Annotated in this window: 17 protein-coding genes, 1 tRNA gene and 1 pseudogene; 6 read left to right on the top strand and 13 right to left on the bottom strand. The window is 53.4% G+C overall.

The window, feature by feature from the left end:
* Positions 1–17: 17 nt before the first annotated feature.
* The 5 genes and pseudogenes from G497_RS0107945 to G497_RS0107925 all read right to left on the bottom strand — a co-directional run bounded on the left by G497_RS0107945 (position 18) and on the right by G497_RS0107925 (position 3,792).
* Positions 18–329 carry a hypothetical protein gene (locus tag G497_RS0107945; protein WP_027187752.1) on the bottom strand — a complete coding sequence of 104 codons (312 nt, stop codon included), beginning with the start codon at positions 327–329 and terminating at the stop codon, positions 18–20.
* Between the two features lie 25 nt (positions 330–354).
* Positions 355–1,101 (bottom strand): hypothetical protein, encoded by a 747-nt coding sequence (locus G497_RS20595; RefSeq protein WP_027187751.1) that lies wholly within the window; start codon positions 1,099–1,101, stop codon positions 355–357.
* 32 nt (positions 1,102–1,133) lie between these two features.
* On the bottom strand, positions 1,134–1,685 hold the full coding sequence (locus G497_RS20590; protein WP_027187750.1) for a hypothetical protein: 552 nt from the start codon (positions 1,683–1,685) through the stop codon (positions 1,134–1,136).
* Positions 1,686–1,824: 139 nt separating this feature from the next.
* Positions 1,825–2,391, bottom strand: a pseudogene (locus G497_RS0107930) (MobA/MobL family protein); the annotation flags it as partial.
* Positions 2,392–2,694: 303 nt separating this feature from the next.
* Positions 2,695–3,792 (bottom strand): hypothetical protein, encoded by a 1,098-nt coding sequence (locus G497_RS0107925; protein ID WP_027187748.1) that lies wholly within the window; start codon positions 3,790–3,792, stop codon positions 2,695–2,697.
* Between the two features lie 224 nt (positions 3,793–4,016).
* Here G497_RS0107925 and G497_RS0107920 point away from each other — a divergent pair, with 224 nt between their 5' ends.
* Entirely contained in the window at positions 4,017–5,192 is a 1,176-nt protein-coding gene (locus G497_RS0107920; RefSeq protein ID WP_084516118.1) for a tyrosine-type recombinase/integrase, read from the top strand.
* Positions 5,193–5,476: 284 nt separating this feature from the next.
* Here G497_RS0107920 and G497_RS0107915 read toward each other — a convergent pair.
* Both G497_RS0107915 and G497_RS0107905 read right to left on the bottom strand, forming a co-directional pair.
* Positions 5,477–5,553: transfer RNA gene (locus G497_RS0107915), tRNA-Glu, on the bottom strand.
* A 341-nt stretch (positions 5,554–5,894) separates the two neighbouring features.
* On the bottom strand, positions 5,895–6,197 hold the full coding sequence (locus G497_RS0107905) for a c-type cytochrome (protein WP_027187745.1): 303 nt from the start codon (positions 6,195–6,197) through the stop codon (positions 5,895–5,897).
* Between the two features lie 508 nt (positions 6,198–6,705).
* Between G497_RS0107905 and G497_RS0107900 the strand changes: the two genes are divergently transcribed.
* The 5 genes from G497_RS0107900 to G497_RS0107880 all read left to right on the top strand — a co-directional run bounded on the left by G497_RS0107900 (position 6,706) and on the right by G497_RS0107880 (position 11,114).
* Positions 6,706–7,083 (top strand): RidA family protein, encoded by a 378-nt coding sequence (locus tag G497_RS0107900; protein ID WP_027187744.1) that lies wholly within the window; start codon positions 6,706–6,708, stop codon positions 7,081–7,083.
* 291 nt (positions 7,084–7,374) lie between these two features.
* Entirely contained in the window at positions 7,375–7,785 is a 411-nt protein-coding gene (locus G497_RS0107895) for a hypothetical protein (protein WP_027187743.1), read from the top strand.
* Between the two features lie 11 nt (positions 7,786–7,796).
* Entirely contained in the window at positions 7,797–8,639 is an 843-nt protein-coding gene (locus tag G497_RS0107890) for an NAD(+)/NADH kinase (RefSeq protein WP_027187742.1), read from the top strand.
* An 85-nt stretch (positions 8,640–8,724) separates the two neighbouring features.
* Positions 8,725–10,476 (top strand): ARMT1-like domain-containing protein, encoded by a 1,752-nt coding sequence (locus G497_RS0107885; protein WP_027187741.1) that lies wholly within the window; start codon positions 8,725–8,727, stop codon positions 10,474–10,476.
* The gene (locus G497_RS0107880) at positions 10,473–11,114 is read left to right on the top strand and encodes a DUF4254 domain-containing protein (protein WP_027187740.1); all 642 of its coding nucleotides are present in this window, start codon (positions 10,473–10,475) and stop codon (positions 11,112–11,114) included. The genes G497_RS0107885 and G497_RS0107880 overlap by 4 nt, the downstream gene beginning before the upstream one ends.
* Before the next feature lie 108 nt (positions 11,115–11,222).
* Here the strand turns inward: G497_RS0107880 and G497_RS19125 are convergent, their stop codons facing one another.
* The 6 genes from G497_RS19125 to G497_RS0107855 form a co-directional block, all read right to left on the bottom strand.
* Positions 11,223–12,128 (bottom strand): oxamate carbamoyltransferase subunit AllH family protein, encoded by a 906-nt coding sequence (locus G497_RS19125; RefSeq protein WP_051257960.1) that lies wholly within the window; start codon positions 12,126–12,128, stop codon positions 11,223–11,225.
* A 111-nt stretch (positions 12,129–12,239) separates the two neighbouring features.
* Positions 12,240–13,202, bottom strand: coding sequence for a tRNA (adenosine(37)-N6)-dimethylallyltransferase MiaA (gene miaA / locus G497_RS0107870; protein WP_051257959.1), 963 nt, complete (start codon positions 13,200–13,202; stop codon positions 12,240–12,242).
* 5 nt (positions 13,203–13,207) lie between these two features.
* A complete protein-coding gene (gene coaD / locus G497_RS0107865) occupies positions 13,208–13,729 on the bottom strand; it encodes a pantetheine-phosphate adenylyltransferase (protein ID WP_027187738.1) in 522 nt (173 codons plus the stop codon).
* A complete protein-coding gene (gene rsmD, locus G497_RS0107860) occupies positions 13,708–14,277 on the bottom strand; it encodes a 16S rRNA (guanine(966)-N(2))-methyltransferase RsmD (RefSeq protein ID WP_027187737.1) in 570 nt (189 codons plus the stop codon). Before rsmD ends, coaD begins: the two co-directional genes overlap by 22 nt.
* Positions 14,252–14,536 carry a hypothetical protein gene (locus tag G497_RS20105; protein WP_156907992.1) on the bottom strand — a complete coding sequence of 95 codons (285 nt, stop codon included), beginning with the start codon at positions 14,534–14,536 and terminating at the stop codon, positions 14,252–14,254. Before G497_RS20105 ends, rsmD begins: the two co-directional genes overlap by 26 nt.
* 241 nt (positions 14,537–14,777) lie before the next feature.
* Positions 14,778–16,613 carry a bifunctional lysophospholipid acyltransferase family protein/GNAT family N-acetyltransferase gene (locus G497_RS0107855; RefSeq protein ID WP_051257958.1) on the bottom strand — a complete coding sequence of 612 codons (1,836 nt, stop codon included), beginning with the start codon at positions 16,611–16,613 and terminating at the stop codon, positions 14,778–14,780.
* Positions 16,614–16,890: the final 277 nt, after the last annotated feature.

The raw sequence follows: 16,890 nt of genomic DNA, 5'->3' as shown, positions 1-16,890 counted from the left end.
CCTCACACCCGAAACTACTACCCATGCAACAACTGCACAAATGTCACATACGCTGCCCTATCTTTTTCATGCAGCCTGCTGGCCTGCCCTAGCCACCAGTTCTGCCCCATTTCCTGCGGTTTATGGAATAGCCCTTCTTTCAGGCACTGTTCCACCACAATACCAATAAGCATCAGGCCACGGTTACGGGCTTTGCGGCTTTTTTCGTCCACATCTTTTTTCAGTTCGTCAATTTTTCTCTGTATAGTCTGCTGCTGTGTTAGGGCGCGTTGCAAGCGTTCTTCCGCAGTTCGCCGGCGCGGCATGGCAGCGTTTTTCTGTTCTGCCATATGTTCACTACAGAGAGTATTAGCCTCAGGGGTCGAAGAAGGGTTTTGTTGATAGTCCGACATGCGGAGTCTCCTGTATGGTGTTTGTTGTGGATGGATAATCTGTGCAGGCCACTTGTTCAGCGATAGCGGCTGTAGTGAGGTCGCCGGAAAGAGTGCGCACCATTGCCCGGATGGCGCGGGACATCAGGCGAGCGTTTGCAAGGTTGAGCCGTGATGATGATGGTGGCGGTAGCATGTTTTTCCAAAGCGCCTGGGCATTCCAGGCCTGTACACAGTGTTCCAACGCCTCAACGGTGACTTGGCCGGAAAGGTATTGTATTGATTCTCGAAGCAGGGAAGCATTGCCCTGCATATTGCTGAACAGCTCACGGTTCCAAAGTTGCTCCTGTGGCAGCGTCCATTGGCTACGCAATAACTCGTTATTTATGGCATCAAGCGTCAGGCGCGTTGCCAGTTCCTCCCCAAGCACATGGATCGGATCAGTGGAGGCCAATCTATTGATGATGCTTGGGGTCCCGATTTTCTCATGTAAATACTGCCACTGTTGAACGGACAGCCGGCTATTGAGAATCGTCAGTGTTTCTAGGCCGGAAATCTTTTCAACCTGCTCCCCTATGGCAGCCGTCAAATCCTCCAGAGGAACTGTTTGCATCGAGGCTGGGGCCTTCCCTAAGAAGGCACTCTGTGTATCACATAGTGCCATATTGACAGCATCCAGTGTCACTAGGCCGGAAATAGCCGCGCATCTCTTGGCAATGGCGCTGGACATGACGGACAATTCCTTGGCATTGCCCCATGAGATTACTTGTCCTCTGACCGCGTTTTGCTGGAAATTTGCCGCTGCGCTTCCAGCGCATTGAGGCGCTCCTCCTGGCGGTTGAGCGTTTGCAGGACAAGATTCAGAACCTCGTCGTTGGGTTTGGCTTTGCCCTGGAGCAGGCTCTCCAACTGGTTGTATACATCTTGAATGACACGATTCACTTCCGTCACCTGTTCGTCCAGCTCCTGTCGCATCGTGGCATGGTATTCTTTCACCTCCTGCGGAAGGTGCAGAAAATGGCTGAACTTCTTTTCCATGTCCCCAATGCGTATTTGGGTTGCCTGGCTGGTTTGCCACAAGCGATTCATATACACAGTGAGCTCCGATAGCGTCTTGGAATACGAGACCCTGATCTTTGGAGTTAGGCCGTCCTTCCCCAATGTGCTTGTTTTCTCGCGAATGACCTCCCTGCGCGGCAGTGGCGGGAGTGTCTGTTCCGGCTCTCCTTCTAGGAAGATTATCTCGCGTTTGTGGGCCGGTGTTTCGTTGGTCTTCTGCACTTGATGCTGTTGGTTGTTTTCGGATTGTGACATAAGCTTGCTCCTTGAGTTGTACCTCTAGCGAGGCAATTTCAGAGTTGAGTGTTACTTTTTCATTAACCAGCCAGTTGTGCTCTCGCACCTTACGGTTGTGGATTCCTACATCTGTTTCAATGCCTTGACGCTCCAGAGCTGTGGCCTTTCTGCCTACATGCTTCTGGGCTATTTTTTCACTGCCCTGATCCTTATAACTGCGGTGGTCGATGCGCCTGCCATAGCGCTCCAACTTCTCATTGACTCTTGCTGCCCATTATTCACGCAACCAAATAATTTCCATAGGTCCAGAAGTTTGGTCGTCGAGAATGCGTGTTTTGACAGTAAGTTTTTCGCCATCATATTCACGGGTTGTCCACATCAGATCTATATGCGGATTATGTCCGGCCAAGCCGTGAAAATTGACATACACAATAACGTTGTAGCGGTCGGCAATGTCCTGCGAATACGCTTTGCCTATAGCAAAATATTCTTGAAGGCTGAGTCCCTTTGGCAAAGCCAAATCACCCTTGCGTGCCACTGTGGAATTTTTGCGTTTTTCTGCCAACTCCGCCTGTTCCCACACCCACTGAGTTGGGGGCGTAATCGTTTTCTTGCAACTTTGTGGCAAAACAATTTTACTGGCCCGCACATCCTTTTTCATTGTGTAGTCGGCCATGGTTCCATCGAGTTTTTGCAGCCTGATGCCACCAGCATAGGCCGCCATCGCTATGGCGTTTTGCCCGTTAGAGCGACTCCCAACATCAAAATGTGCATGGTAAAAGTCCATTCCCTTAACTCCTGCGCCGTAGGCACAAACTGTCTTTTGCCCGCTTGGGGGTTTCCAAAGGGGCTTGCCCCTTTGGCGCAACGCAAACGCAGTTTGCATAAGTTGCGCCCTTCGGGGTTTCGCCTTCGGCGTTTTGTCTCGCAAATACAGTTGCAACAAAAAAAGCGACCTCGGTTATGAGATCGCTTTTATAACGTTTGAGAGCAAAGAGGAGACTGGCGGAGTTGCCCCTACGCAAGATTACCCAGGGAAATACATTTTTCCGTGAACGAATTTACACTGCCTCAACCATGATTCTGCACGGGCAAGCTCTGGGACAAAGAGAAAGAAGTTTTTACACCACATTGCATGAAGAGCCAACATGCCATTTCGTTCATCTGTATTGGCACGGGGATGCACAGGAGCAAGGCTCTCAATGATTGAGGCCGTATTTGCTATAATGGGCATGACCTCTGCAATAGCTGGCAAAAGTGAGGAGAGCTGTTCTGCATTTGGCCATGCTACTTCGCAGGGTAAGGAGGATTGAGCGGCGCAAGGATCGCTGTCCCATATGCCAATCCAGTTCGCCAGAGATTCACGGCAGTCCGCGCTAACCTGAGTGAGAGCATACAATGCATCGGCCACAGGTTTGACCTTTTTCCCAACAGAGCCTGCCTTGTCAATTTTCAAAGCCCGCTCATATGCTTTTTTATGTGCAGGCATAGTTTCGCATGGAAGATATGTATGGAACTGGCAAAGGATGCGTTCTTTCTTACCCATGAAGCGTGCAGGAACAGGACGCCAGCAGAGGGAACAACGACAAAAAAGTGAAGTGACATTACGCGGCTTCCATTTTTGCAGACTTTGTGTGGTCAGAAGTACAGAATACAATGTGTTTGCATCGCTTATGCCTGTTGGTTGAAAACCACGCACAAAATTAAGCAGGCTGCTCCATGTTTGTTGCTTGAGTAAAAACTTGGGCAGGTTTGCACCAGCTAGTTCACATGTATAATTATTTGCAATGAACGGCCCAAGTTCTCGTGGACTGCGATTCTCAATTTTTTGGTATAGGTGAAGTTCCGCATCATTTAAAATAATAGTCAAGTATGCTTCCCGTTCTTTGCGCAGGCGTAACAGGTTCACAAGATGATAGCCTGCAGAAGGCCAGCTCCGCTCTCGTGCGGCGGCTAAGACAATACGGTGCAGATCTAACCAGGAAATCTTTGCGGTATCGCGGGGAATGTCCATCTCCGATGCAAGCAGGTCACCCAGCGCCTCAGCCGCTCCCCATACGGTACTGCGCTCAACACGGTCACACGCATCTTTCAACAAATATTCGAGTTCTTCTTCTCGTTTCATCGAGCAACTCCCTCAGTCTCCAGTGAATATGATTTGTTGTTATATATATGCCATGGAACCGAAGAACCAACATTCACCCATAGGAAATATACTTACATCTGAAGAGGTTGCAAGAATATTTCGCATTGACGTCCGCACTGTGCGCCGTTACTATACAACGTTCGGGGGCGTCCGGATTGGGCGCGCCATTCGGTTCTTTGAAAATCACATAGCGAGTATGTCACATGGCGACATTCATTTCAAAGAAGAAAGATGGCCCCAAACGATGGAAAGGACAGGTTTGGAAAGACGGGAAGATGGTGGCGGTGAAGTGGTTCGGCTCAACAAAAGCCGAGCAAAGAGCAGCCATTGCCTGGGAAGAACAGACCAAAAAAGACCTGGCGGAAGCAGCCAAACGGCAGATGCCGACCCTTACGGACTCTTGCCAAAAACTGACCATTCTTGAATGGGCTCATGCCTACCTTGAAGAGTGTGAACGGCGTAACGCAGCAAGCACCTTCAAAACAAAACGGACAGGATTCAAGTTTTTTGTCCATTATCTTAGTGCGACAAAAGACCTGTTTCCTAATATGTTAATAGAACACTTTGGCCGGCGTGAAGCCCGGCTGTATCTGGCACATCAAAAAGACCAGCGTGGGCCAAACAGCTCCAACAAAGCCCGCAAAGTATTGACCACAGCCTGGCGCTGGGGGGCTGCATATCTTGACGGGTTCCCCGTTGATATGCCCGATCCCTTTTTGAGCTGCCAGCGTTACCCGGAATTAAGAACACCAAGGTATATTCCGCCAGAAGCAGACTTCTGGAAGGTGTACGCAGTAGCTCCTGTGCGGGAGCAGGCTTTGTTATCCTGCTACCTGAATCTGGCGGCCAGAAAAAGCGAACTGCTACGCCTAACTTGGGAAGAAGTGGATATTGCCCGCAAAATAGTAACTTTAAGTACATGCAAAAGCAGAACAGGAACTGTGAAGCGGGATAAAATGCCCATGAATACCGAGTTGCAAACGATTATGCTTTGGCTTTGGGAAAACAGACAAGGTGACAGTAATCATGTGTTTACCTGTTCGGTAGAGCCCTTTTGCGGGCAGCCTTACAAATCGGCAGCACATGTAATGAAGCGGCTTTGCGCCAGAGCTGGTGTTAAGCGCTTCGGCTTTCATGCGATCCGGCATTTGGCAGCGACCATTCTGGCCCAGGAAGGACACAGCCTGTTTAGTATCCAGCACAGTTTACGACATGAAAAACAAAGCACAACTGACCGTTACTTACACAGCCTAGGTGCTTTCAAAGAAGTAGAGGAAGCACTAGATTCGCTGGCAGGCCGAGCCCCGGCCAAGGTGCTGCCTTTTCCCTCTCCTCCGGCTAGTAGTAGCGAAAATGTGCGCGTAAGACGCGCCAATTAACGAAACTACCCAGATTAGCACACACCATGTAGGTTTTACCTTTTTGCAGAAAAATGCCTACAAACCCCCAAAATACCTGTACCAAAAAAACGGCGCTAAGAGCCGCCGTGCCGGTGGAAAAGGGAAAGCCCTCAATCAAAACACAGGTTCCACATGGAATTCTCTAGGCAAAAGAAAAGGCTCCTGAAGTAGTACTTCAAGAGCCTTTTTCCGAGAAACTAACCCCAGGCACTAACCCCGGAGAATATGTTTTGAGGAAATTTACATAACCTCTTGGAATCACTTGGCGTCCCCAAGGGGATTTGAACCCCTGTCGACGCCGTGAAAGGGCGTTGTCCTGGGCCAGCTAGACGATGGGGACGCATGGCAGCTCGTTGCTGCGAAAAGGGTATTTACATGATGCAGCCGAGAAGGTCAATATGTTTTGGCAAGAAAATAAGAAAAATAAATCAGCGAAAAGGCAGTACGTTCCCCATTGTTTACGTATATCCTTTGTGCGCGTTGGTTCGGCAGTGTATTGTCTTTCATGCCGGGCCGCGCCCTGGAAGATTCCGCATAATTTGCAACGCGTTCCTCATTCACGGGTAGTGCCATTTTCCTTGGCCGCAGTCCACCTCTTGGATACCCCCCTGTGAGCGGCTCAAAAAAAGCTCCCCGGCAGCCATAATGCCACCGGGGAGTCGTATTCTCCTATGCTCAGAACTACAGCTTGCTAATGTGGTCGGCAAGCATTTTCAAATCTTCAGGGGTGTGTTTTTTCAGAATGTTCATCATCACATTCTTTTTTTCACCACCGAAGGAGCCATCCAGGTAGCCATTCATTTTGCGTAGCAATTCATCAGCGCTTTGCCCACGCAGTGCAGTTGACCCGCCTGTGGGTTTGCTGCCATCAGCCCCGTGGCACCCAGCGCAAGACTTGTACAGTTCCTCACCCGTGGCTGCCATGGCATGGCTGCCCAAAAAGGCCACAAACATAAACATGAAGACGGCTGTCAATTTTTTCATAATAAATTCTCCTTACCGTGTAGGGTTTGTAAAGGAGAAGCACCCGCAACACATACATTTCGTTACTGTTCCTACCTGCCTTGAAAAAAACGGAGGCAAAACAGAAACGGGTGCAACCCTTGCTCTGGCGTTTTCACTCCAGTCCCAAAACTATACCAGCATATGCAAAAAGAATAAACCTTAAACTCCATACAAAGACGCAAAAACACGTTTACCATACCCTTGACCCCGTGAATAAGGTAATGTTACCGTGAATAGCTAAGGAAACACTGATGATGTGTTTTCTCAGGTCTTTTTACGCAGTCATAAGACCATAATCCGGCAATACGGAGAATTCTCTTCTTCGCTACAATAACTGGATTATGCGACTTTCCCAAGCAAGTGGATTTCCGCTTGTTTGGGCTTGGAGTTGATTAGTACCAATTAATCAACTCTTCCCCAGAAAAGGGCAGCCTGCGCTGCACAGCAGTGCACTGCCTGTAACATTTCAGGAAAACGGGAGAAAACCATGCCTAAAACACAGATTAACACTGAAAAGGCCCCCGCCGCCATTGGCCCATATTCCCAAGGTATTACCAGCGGTTCCATGGTATTTACTTCTGGCCAGCTCCCCATTGTGGCGGCTACTGGCGAAATGCCCGCAGACCCAGCCGAACAGGCCAAAGTGTCCCTTACCAACGTAAAGGCCGTGCTGGAAGCTGCTGGTTCTTCCATGGAAAAAGTGATCAAAGTAACGGTATTCGTGCAAGACCTGGCCCACTTTGCTGCCATTAACGAAGTATACCAGTCTTTCTTTGCCGCACCCTACCCTGCTCGTAGCTGCGTGCAAGTAGCCCGCCTGCCCAAAGACGCTTTGGTAGAAATTGAAGCCATTGCTGTAAAGTAACCTCCAGGGTACTACAGGGTTCAGTGCCGCCTGCTTGCCAGGCGGCATTTTTTATGGGGAACATGCAAGGCAACCAGTACACTACCACCCGGGACAAAGCGTATGGGTATTATTGTGTCGCTACATGTTGTGTGTTATTCTACCTAGTCTCTAAAAAACACACATACTGGCTCCACGCGCTTTTACAAAAGCCTGCCCATTGCCCTATTTTTAAATACAACTACGTGCGTTTGCGCCGTTGCCAACATCTTTTGGCAGCTATCAGGCTGCCCCTTTTGCAAGGAATACCTCATGTTTGAAAACGCCACAGTTTCGCTTATGTTCATGGTGCTGCTGGGCTTTGTGGGCATATTTGTCATGTTTCTTTTCATTTTACGGGCTCTTTCCCAGCAAACAACCCTGATGAAAGAACTGTTCAAGCAACAGCAAGCCACCCTGGCAGACGTAGACCGCCAGCTTATGGACATTCACTACCTGATGCGCCTTGCGGCAGAGGGTGCAATGGAACAGGCCGCGCCACCAAAGCCGGACGACTTTCCCCAGGACGTGACAGAACTGTTCACCCCGTACACCCCCCCGGCGGCGCAGCAGCCCCCCATGGGCGGTTCTTTTGCCTCCCTGGACATTGGCACCTTGGGCACTACCCCGGAAAAACCGGGTGTTGCCCCCAAAACTTCTGCCCCTGTGCTTGAATTAAAGTAGCCGGGGTAGCCATGCAGCACGCTCCTGTTTCCTCCTTCGTTCTTATTACCAAACGGGAAAATACCGCCGCTGAAGAAGCTGGCAGGCAGGCCTTTGCCTGGCTTGCAGAGCGTGGCGTTGAGGTAACGGCCCTTTCCCATGCCGACCTCCTTGCCGGTGCCCCGGTGCCAGATGCTGGCATGGCCCTTGTGTTTGGGGGCGACGGCACCATTGTTTCCGTGCTGCGGCGGCTTCTTGGCAGGGGCATACCTGTGGCCGGGGTCAATTTTGGCAAGGTGGGCTTTTTGGCAGAACTTTCCCCTGCCACATGGCTGGCAGGCCTGGAAGAGGCCATGGCAGGTGCCACTACCACAGAACAGCGCATGACCCTGCATTATGAAGTGCAGCGGGGCAACAGCACTGCCTTGCGCGGGGAAGTGGTGAACGACGTGGTACTTACCCGTGGCAAACTGGCCCGCCTTGTGCCCCTTAGCCTTGAAGTGGACGGATGCCACATGGTGAACCTGCGTTCCGACGGGCTGGTGGCTTCCACCCCCACGGGTTCCACTGGCTATGCAAGTTCCGCCGGGGGGCCACTGCTTGCCACCGGGCTGAATGCGTATGTAGCCACTGCCATTTGTCCTTTTTTATGCGGGTTTCCGCCCCTGGTGCTTAGCGCCCACAATTCCCTGTGCATCACCGTGCAGGCTACCGGGGTGGAAGTGTTTTTAACCCTGGATGGACAAGAAGTGCATGAACTGCACCCCGGCGACACCTTGTGCGTGCGCGGCATACCCGGGCGCATGCACCTGGCCCACTTTGGCTATTCAGGCTATTTTGAGCGGTTAGCCTCCGCCGGATTTGTGCGGGGGTAATAGAGAAACGCCAGTAAATCCGTGCGCCCCTCCCTAAATAATAGTTAATAAACTTCAGTGCGCAATACTCTTATAAGGAGCCTTTATGGCACGGTTACCGGCAGTTACCAGTGTAGCAGACATTACCATGGGGGAAGACCCGCAGCTTGAAGCGTGGGTGTACCATTTCCTCACTGAAAATAATATTGAATACCTCACCAACCCATCCATTGTGGCTTCTGCGGCGCAGCTTCGCTTTATGGTAGCCTTACAGGAAGGGCAGGTGTATTTGCCGTGCAGCGACGCCCTGTTTACCCAAATGTATACCCGTGCCGAACAAACCGGCCTTGTGGATGCCTATAAAAAATCATGGCTCTTCATTGTGCGCCTTATTTATCGGCACGATTTAAGCAAACAGGAAAAACGCAGGGTGCTCAGCCTGTGCCGTTACCGCTTCCGGCAATACCTTAACGCCCGCATGCTGCTGCCTTCACGCCTGGTAAAGCGCCTGGTGAAGGTGGTGCTGACCAAATGCGGCATCTTAGACCCCTTTGCCGCCAAAAAACGCCTGGCCAATGCCAAGGCAGAGCAAGTGTTGCAGTCGTCTGAATTCCAGCAGGCAGTCAACGCGTTTCCCGCCATGGAAAACCCCACCAGCCTCAGCCTTTCCGGCATGCGCCAGGAACTGGACATGGCGGAAACCACACGCCTGATGCGCCTTTCCACCCTGGACACCCTGTGGACAAGCACCGTGCCCAGCACTGTGCTGGAACAGGAAGTAGCCCAAGCAGCGCAGAATATAGCCTGTGTGCGCACCTTACTCAGCCAGGGCAGCGAGGAACGCAAGCGCATTCTGTTTATTCCCGATGTGGCTGGGGGCATTATGTTTGACCTTGCCCTGATACGCACCTTGCTGCGCCAGGGGCATGAAGTGGTGTTGGCTCTCAAGGAATTTTTCTACTTCAAGGCCCTTACCTTGTGGGACTTGGAAGACGACCCGGTGATCAAAAAAGCACTGGGGGCAGCCCACGTGCTGGACCACAACACCGTGAGCAAAAACGAACTGCTGCAATTGCTGCGTGAACACCGTTTTCTGATTATTTCCGATGGAACATCAGAACAACTGAACCTGTACCGTACCAGCGTGGCCTTTGCCAGGGCCTGGAAAGAATGCGACCTGATTCTGGCCAAGGGCCGCCGCAACAAAGAAATTTTAATGGAATCTAGCCACTTGTTTACCAGAGATATTCTGGCCTTTTGGCGCAACCAGGACGGCACCTTTGCGGTGCAGGCCAAGCCCAGGGCAGAATGGGCCCACAAGTTTTCCGAAAAAAACCTGCTTGCCAAGGCCAAGGAAATAACCGATGCCATGCGTGCAGCGCGCGCACAGGGGAAAACAGTTATGTTCTACAGCGCTGTTATTGGCTCCATTCCTGGGCAAACCGACGTTGCCATTACCCTGGTAAACACCTTTGTGGAAAGCCTGCGAAGCCGCATGGAAGGCACATTTATTATCAACCCTGCCGAACACTTTGTGGAAGGCATGGACGGCGACGACCTGATGTATATGTGGGAAAATGTGCAACGCAGTGGCCTTTTAGATGTATGGCGCTTTCAAACCGTGCCCGACATTGAAGCCAGCTTTGCCCTGCTGGGGCGCAAGGTGCCTTCGGTTTGGTCCGGCAAAGACGCCACCTTTTCCACAGGCTGCACCAAAGAAATGCACATTGCCCTGGAAGTGCAGCGCAAACACCCGGAACTGCAAATTATTGGCCCTTCGCCGGAACGGTTCTTCCGGCGTAACGAATACGGTGTTGGCAAATACTACGATGCCACTCTTACAAGGACAGACACATGAGTACTGACATATTTTTTGCCCTTTGCCACGCCCTGCCCGCCTGCTTTACCCAGCAGGCCACCGCCACTGCCCAGTGGCATAAGGCAGAAGCAGCAGACGTGCCCTTTACGGAAGAAGCCACCCTGGCAAACCTGCCCCAGCTTATTCTGGCGCAGCACCAGTACAACTTTCGCCTGTGGCATGTGGAAGACACCGCCCGCCGCACCGACGTGGACGACACCGTTATTGCCAAGTGCAAACGCACCATTGACGGCCTGAACCAGCGCCGCAACGACCTGATGGAAAAGGTGGACACCTGCCTGACCACCCTGATGACCCCGGCCCTGCCCCGCACCCATAACCCCGGCCTGAATACGGAAACCCTGGGTATGGCAGTGGACCGCTTGTCCATTCTGGCCCTGAAGGTATACCACATGGAAGAACAAACTCTGCGCACCGATGTGGGGCCAGAACACAAGGCCAACTGCACCAAAAAGCTGGAAACCCTTGTGCAGCAACGCGCCGCCCTGGAACGTGCTGTGCTGGGCCTGCTGGAAGAATACCGGGAAGGGCGCAAAACCCCCATGGTGTACCACCAGTGCAAAATGTACAACGACCCCAGCCTGAACCCGGAACTGTACAAGGCAGCGGGGAAGTAAGGTACAAAAAATAAGCAACAACAAAAAACGCACCGTAGCAATACGGTGCGTTTTTTGTTGTCAGAAAAATCTTGCAAAGAGCAATGCTAAAAAATGTCGTTTGTTCCCTCAACAAGGCTCTGGCCCACCCCACCCCCCAAGGCACACCGCACACCCATAAGCCATGCCCACGGCCATGTCCCTGCCAGAGGAAGACCCAATGTCCAGCACAAGCTCCAGGCACTGGCGGCACTCTTCTTGTGAGCCATGCATAAGGGCATGCACCAGGGCGGCAAGGCTGGCCCGCATTCTGCCATGGGCAGCATGTTCCACCCCGGCACTGCTGATAACATTGGTGGCACTGCGCGAAAGGTGCGCCACCTGCGCAAAAAAAGGCTGCCAACGCGAAAGCGGGCAATTGCACACGGTGCACACGGCGAAGAGCCCCAGCAGCATGTCGTCCCCGGCTGGTGTCAGCCCCATGCCCAAACCCAAAAGCCCCTTGGCACTGGTCAAGGCCGCCGCTTCATCCCCTTGCACAAGGCTTTGCGCCAACCCTTGTATACCCTGCCTTAAACGCTGCTGAGTATGCACCTGTATGGCAGAAATTTCACCTTCCGGCTTGGTGGCCTCCAAAGCGGGCCACAACACCTCTGTAAGATTTCTCTGTAACGTTTGGGAGTTTTGAGGATACACAAGAACGGGCTGTTGCCAGGGCTGCGCGTGGGCCATGTCCACAACTACAGCCTGGGCACCGCGGCCCACATGCAGGCAATGGGGTATATACTGCACCGCAGCCTGCGGGGCCACAGGCCATTGCTCAAAACTGCTTGCATCCACCTGTACCACATTGGGGCCAAGTTCGCCCTGCGCACCCACAAGAGCCACCAGGGCGTCGGGTGCTGTAACGCCGTCATGTGTCCACAGCACGTTCATAGCCCGCGTAAACACGCTTAACACCACTCCTGTGGCCTGCCTTTGGTGCAGGGCCTCCAAAAGCCGTGCGTCCGCCGAAAGTGCTTTGCAGTGCAGCATGTTCCCGCCCCGAATTGAGACCATTGTGCAATAGGGAGTATTGATTACTCTTGGGAAACACCTTCCCCAAATAAAGCGAGTAACGTGGCCAAACGGAAAAAATCAGCGTGCCTACCCATTCCCCTTTTCCGCTGCCGCAAGGCAATTGGCAGCGTACATCACTGCGGCTTCCACTTGGCCTGGGGCAAACCAGCGCACATCTTCTTCCCGGCGGAACCAGGTCATTTGCCGTTTGGCATAGGCCCGTGTGTTTTTCAGCCACAGGGCGCGGCATTCTTCCAGGGTGGTGTGCCCGATAATGTGGTCGTACAGTTCCCGGCAGCCAATGCCCGACCACCCTGGAGCTTCGGGGTCGTCGCACAGCGTAAGGGCGTTTTTGGCTTCGTCCAGCGCCCCGGCTTCCAGCATCAGGGTAATGCGCTTTTCCAGAATGGGTTCCAGCTCTGCCAGGGGCAAGGTCAGGCCAATTTTCACCGGGGTAAAGTCTGTGGGGCGCACATGCTGGCTGTGCCACCAGCTAAGTGGTTTGCCTGTGGCCTGCCACACTTCCAGCCCGCGAGTGATGCGTTGCCTGTCGTTGGGGTGAATTTTGGCGGCGTAGTCCGGGTCTACCGTGGCCAGTTCCGCGTGCAGGGCATGGCTGCCTTCTTCCTTGCAGCGTACTTGCCAGTGGGCAGCAATGGCTGGGGAAACAGGGGGGATGGGGGCAATGCCGTCAAACAGGGTTTGAATATACAGGCCAGTCCCCCCCACCAGTACAGGCAGGCGGCCTTTAGCGGCTTCTTCCAGAATGCGTTCACGGGCCATGCGGGCATAAGCACCTGCACTGATTTTCCCCTGGCTTTCCAGAAAACCATACAAAAAATGCGGGCAGGCGGCCTGTTCTTCCGCTGTGGGCTGGGCAGTGATAATGGGGAAATCGTGGTACACTTGCCGTGAGTCTGCATTGATAATGCTCACAGGCCAGCGCCGGGCAAGTTCCAGGGCAAGGGATGTTTTACCGGCACCTGTAGGGCCAAGAAGACACGGCACAAGCAGGGCAGAAGAGGATGAAGGAGCAGATTGTGTCATCATGGAAATCAGGATTCACACGAGGTGTGTAACGGGTAAGGGTACCCAAACTTTTGGCGCAACCGGCGGTACACCGGGTCTGGCACAAGTTCGCGTATATCCCCCCCCAGTTTTGCGGCGGCTTTTACAATGGTGGAACTAATGTACAGCCACTGGTAATCGGTCATCAGGAACACGGTTTGCACGTGGCGTTTCAGCTTGCGGTTCATCAGGGCAAGCTGGAATTCATACTCAAAGTCGGAAACAGCCCGCAGCCCGCGCACAATAACGCGCGCGCCCTTGCGGTCTACATAGTCTACCAGCAGGCCGGAAAACGGTTCCACCGTAACCTGCGTGTTGCCCGTAAACACCTCTGCCGCCATGTTCACCCGTTCTTCAATGGTAAACAACGGGCTTTTAGGGGTGTCGTTGGCAACAGCCACCACCACGTGGTCAAAAATTTCGCATGCCCGGCGAATAAGGCTCACGTGCCCGCTGGTAAGCGGGTCAAACGTGCCGGGGTAAATTGCTACGGTCGGCTCACTTCCCATATCAGCACCCTTGTTTGCCCGTATGAACGGTCTGCATGCAACACAAGTTCCGGGTGAACGGCTTCCGGTGCAATACGCTGGCGGGCTTCAATTTCCGCATTTACCAGCGCACCCGGCTTTACCCAGCCATTGGCAAGTAACTTTTTCACAGTGTAGGCCAGCACTGTGTCCTTGTAAGGGGGGTCTATGAACACAAGGTCATAGGGGGCAGGGGCCCGCTTGCCCAGCATTTTGCCTGTTTGGCTTTGCACCACATTATAACGCTCCGGGCTGACCCCAAAGGTTTCCGCATTGGCGGTAATAACTTTGGCAGCATAAGCGGCAGCATCCACAAAGCATACATGGGCAGCCCCGCGGCTTAAGGCTTCAAACCCCAGGCTGCCACTGCCAGCAAACAGGTCAAGAATACGGGTTTCTTCCCACACAATATCGCGTGATTCCAGCATGGAAAACAACGCTTCACGAACAGCACCCATGGCAGGGCGAAACCCTGGCCCTGTGGTGCTTTTTAAGGCACGGCCTTTATACATTCCAGCAATTATACGCATAGGGTGTCAATAAGGAAACCGCCTTGCCAGCGGCCTGGCCCTGAGGTGCAGGGAAACAAGCAGACGTGTTGGCGGTTTTATTTGCTCTTTGCCAGGCGCGAAGATGCGCCTTTGGCGTGAATGGTAAGTATAGCGCCTTTTTCATCAGGCACCAAGAGGTTTGTTTTGTGCGGCGTGCCGCTGCCATTGCGTGTGTAAGAGGTGGTGTTGTGTAGATTTTTGCGGCGCTAGCGCCACACCATTCCTCTTTTTTCTTCATTCATCCGCTCCGCTTGGGTGGAAACACGAAGTTTTTTCGTTTGGCAAGGCGCGAAGCGTTTTTGCAAGGGCGGGCTGGGCTCTTTGGCCCTACCCCCCGACCCTAAAGCCGACGGCAGTCGCGAGCGTTAGCGAGCTGTGAAGCGACAAGGCGGGGCGCAGGTGGCTTTGCCGCCGAAGCATGTAACCCGCCGCAGGAGCGGAGAGAAATCACGCCGCCAAACGGACAAAATGAGCGTTTCCTAACTCCAGCGGGAAAGGAAAGCCCGCGCCCCCTCCGGCGTCATATACCGTTCCAGCATTGTCAGGGGCGAATGCACAAGGTCCATAAGCAGGAAGGCGTCCAAAGTATTAAAGCTGGTATCAATGTGGAAAGCCCCAATTTTGCCGCCCAGTTTCAGGTAATGTTTAAACAGCACAGGAATACCCTTGCCGCCTTCAATATCTTTCACCAGGGCCACCACACCGTTGTAGTTCAAGGTGTCAGGCAGGGGCATATCTTTGCCACGGCTCAGCAGTTTATCCGGCACGGTGCGCCCACGCACCAGTTCTGCCAGTTCGGAACTGCCGCACTGGGTACGCAAGTAGCCCACCACAGTACCCAGCGAAGCCGGGGTATAATCCAGGCTCAGGCTTACAGGGCCGAACAGGCAGTGTATGTCGTCGTGGTGCAACAAAAAGCGGCCAATGCCCTTCCACAGCATCATCAAGGGGTGGTATTCGCGCTGGTAGGCGGGGTGCACCACGGCGCGGCCCAGTTCCAAAGAATGCTCATAGCGCCTGAAAAATTCCGGGCTCATGCGGAACAAGGTAGTGGTGTACAGGCCTTGCGGCCCTTCCTGGGTGAGAATTTCCTGCACCTTGCCAAGGCGGTAGGCCCCCACAAGGCATTGGTCTTTCACGTGCCACAACAGCAGGTGGTAGTATTTATGGTCGTAAATATCCAGGTCGCGGGCCTTGCCAGAACCTTCCCCCACAAGGCGGAATGTGCCTTCCCGCAGGGACCCCAGCTCTTCCAGCAGCAGGGGGGACTCCCCCCCGCGAATGGCGTACACGGCGTAATCGCCTTCCTGCACCAGCAGGTTTTCCGGGGGCAAGGCGGCAAACGCGGCAGCAATGGCATCCGGGTGGTGGGCTTCGGCAACAGGTTCCATGGGGCGCTCTTCTTGCGCCACCTTGGCAGCCTTTTTGGGAGCGTCACGTTCGGCCAGGGCGTAGGAGCGCATGCGCAGGTAAGCGGTAATGGATTCCGGCGTTTGCAGCAGGTTCATGGCGCTAGGTTCCACCAGCCTGCCGTGGCTAAGGCGCAAGGTTTTGCCCGGCATGCGGGCAAATTCGCGCGGCAGCATCAGGGTGCGCAGCATGGGGTGCAGGCAACCCATGGCTTGAAACAACAGGCTGTTGCCCCCATGAAAAAACAGGGGCAGCACAGGGGCCTTGTGGCGCTTGGCCAAGCGAGCGGCAGCCATTTGCCATTCCGGGTCTACCACGCCCTTGCCGCGCTGCCAGTGGGAAACAGTACCAGATGGGAAAAAGGCCACGGCCCCGCCTTGTTGCAAATGACTGCTAGCATTACGCAAGGAGGAAGTGTTCACCGCAAAGGCTTCTGCCGTGCCGGAAAGAATATCCAGGGGCAGGCAACACTGGCGCAGTTCAGGAAAAATGCCCAAAATGGAGTTCACCAACACCTTTACGTCAGGCCGGTGGGGCAGCAGGGCCAGCATCAGGGCCAGGCCGTCGATGCCGCCAAAGGGGTGGTTGCTAACAATAACCAGCGGGCCTTCCTTGGGAATGGCCTCGGCAAAGCCTTCGTCACACTGCAAGCGCACGTCCATAACACGCAGGGCGTCTTCGGCAAATGCAAACGCCCCCCCGCGTACAGGAACTTGGTTGAATATGTCCATGAGCGCGTCGATGCGCAGCACCTTTCGCAACATGGGGGCAAACAACGGGGGAATGGCAAACACTTGCTGGGGCACGAAGGAAGTGTCCAAAATGCGGGTAACAGGCGGCGGGGCCTGCCAACGGGCCAACAAGTTTTTTGCGGCTTCCGGCTGAGAAGAAGAAAGCTTGGGCATGAGAACTCCTGCAGGTAGCGCCAGTGGGGTAAAAGCACTATAGCAGGCTTCACCGGGAAACAAAAGACCTGCAAACACGGAAAATGGTCGGCGTTTGTACTAAGTAGCCTGTATTTATTACCACAACCCAAAGCGTAATCTCGCACCGAAACCAAATGGATTATACAATTATTACTCGTAAACCCGCAAAAGCATAGGCCCGCTTGTCCTTTTGGAAAGAACCGGATAATATGCATCATAAATTCACGAACTGCGCATGAGCAGTGTCGAGAAAACC

This window comes from Desulfovibrio cuneatus DSM 11391 (assembly GCF_000430005.1).
Lineage (GTDB): Bacteria > Desulfobacterota > Desulfovibrionia > Desulfovibrionales > Desulfovibrionaceae > Frigididesulfovibrio > Frigididesulfovibrio cuneatus.
The sequence above is the reverse complement of the archived record's forward strand: the minus strand, read 5'-3'. Positions and strand labels throughout refer to the sequence as shown.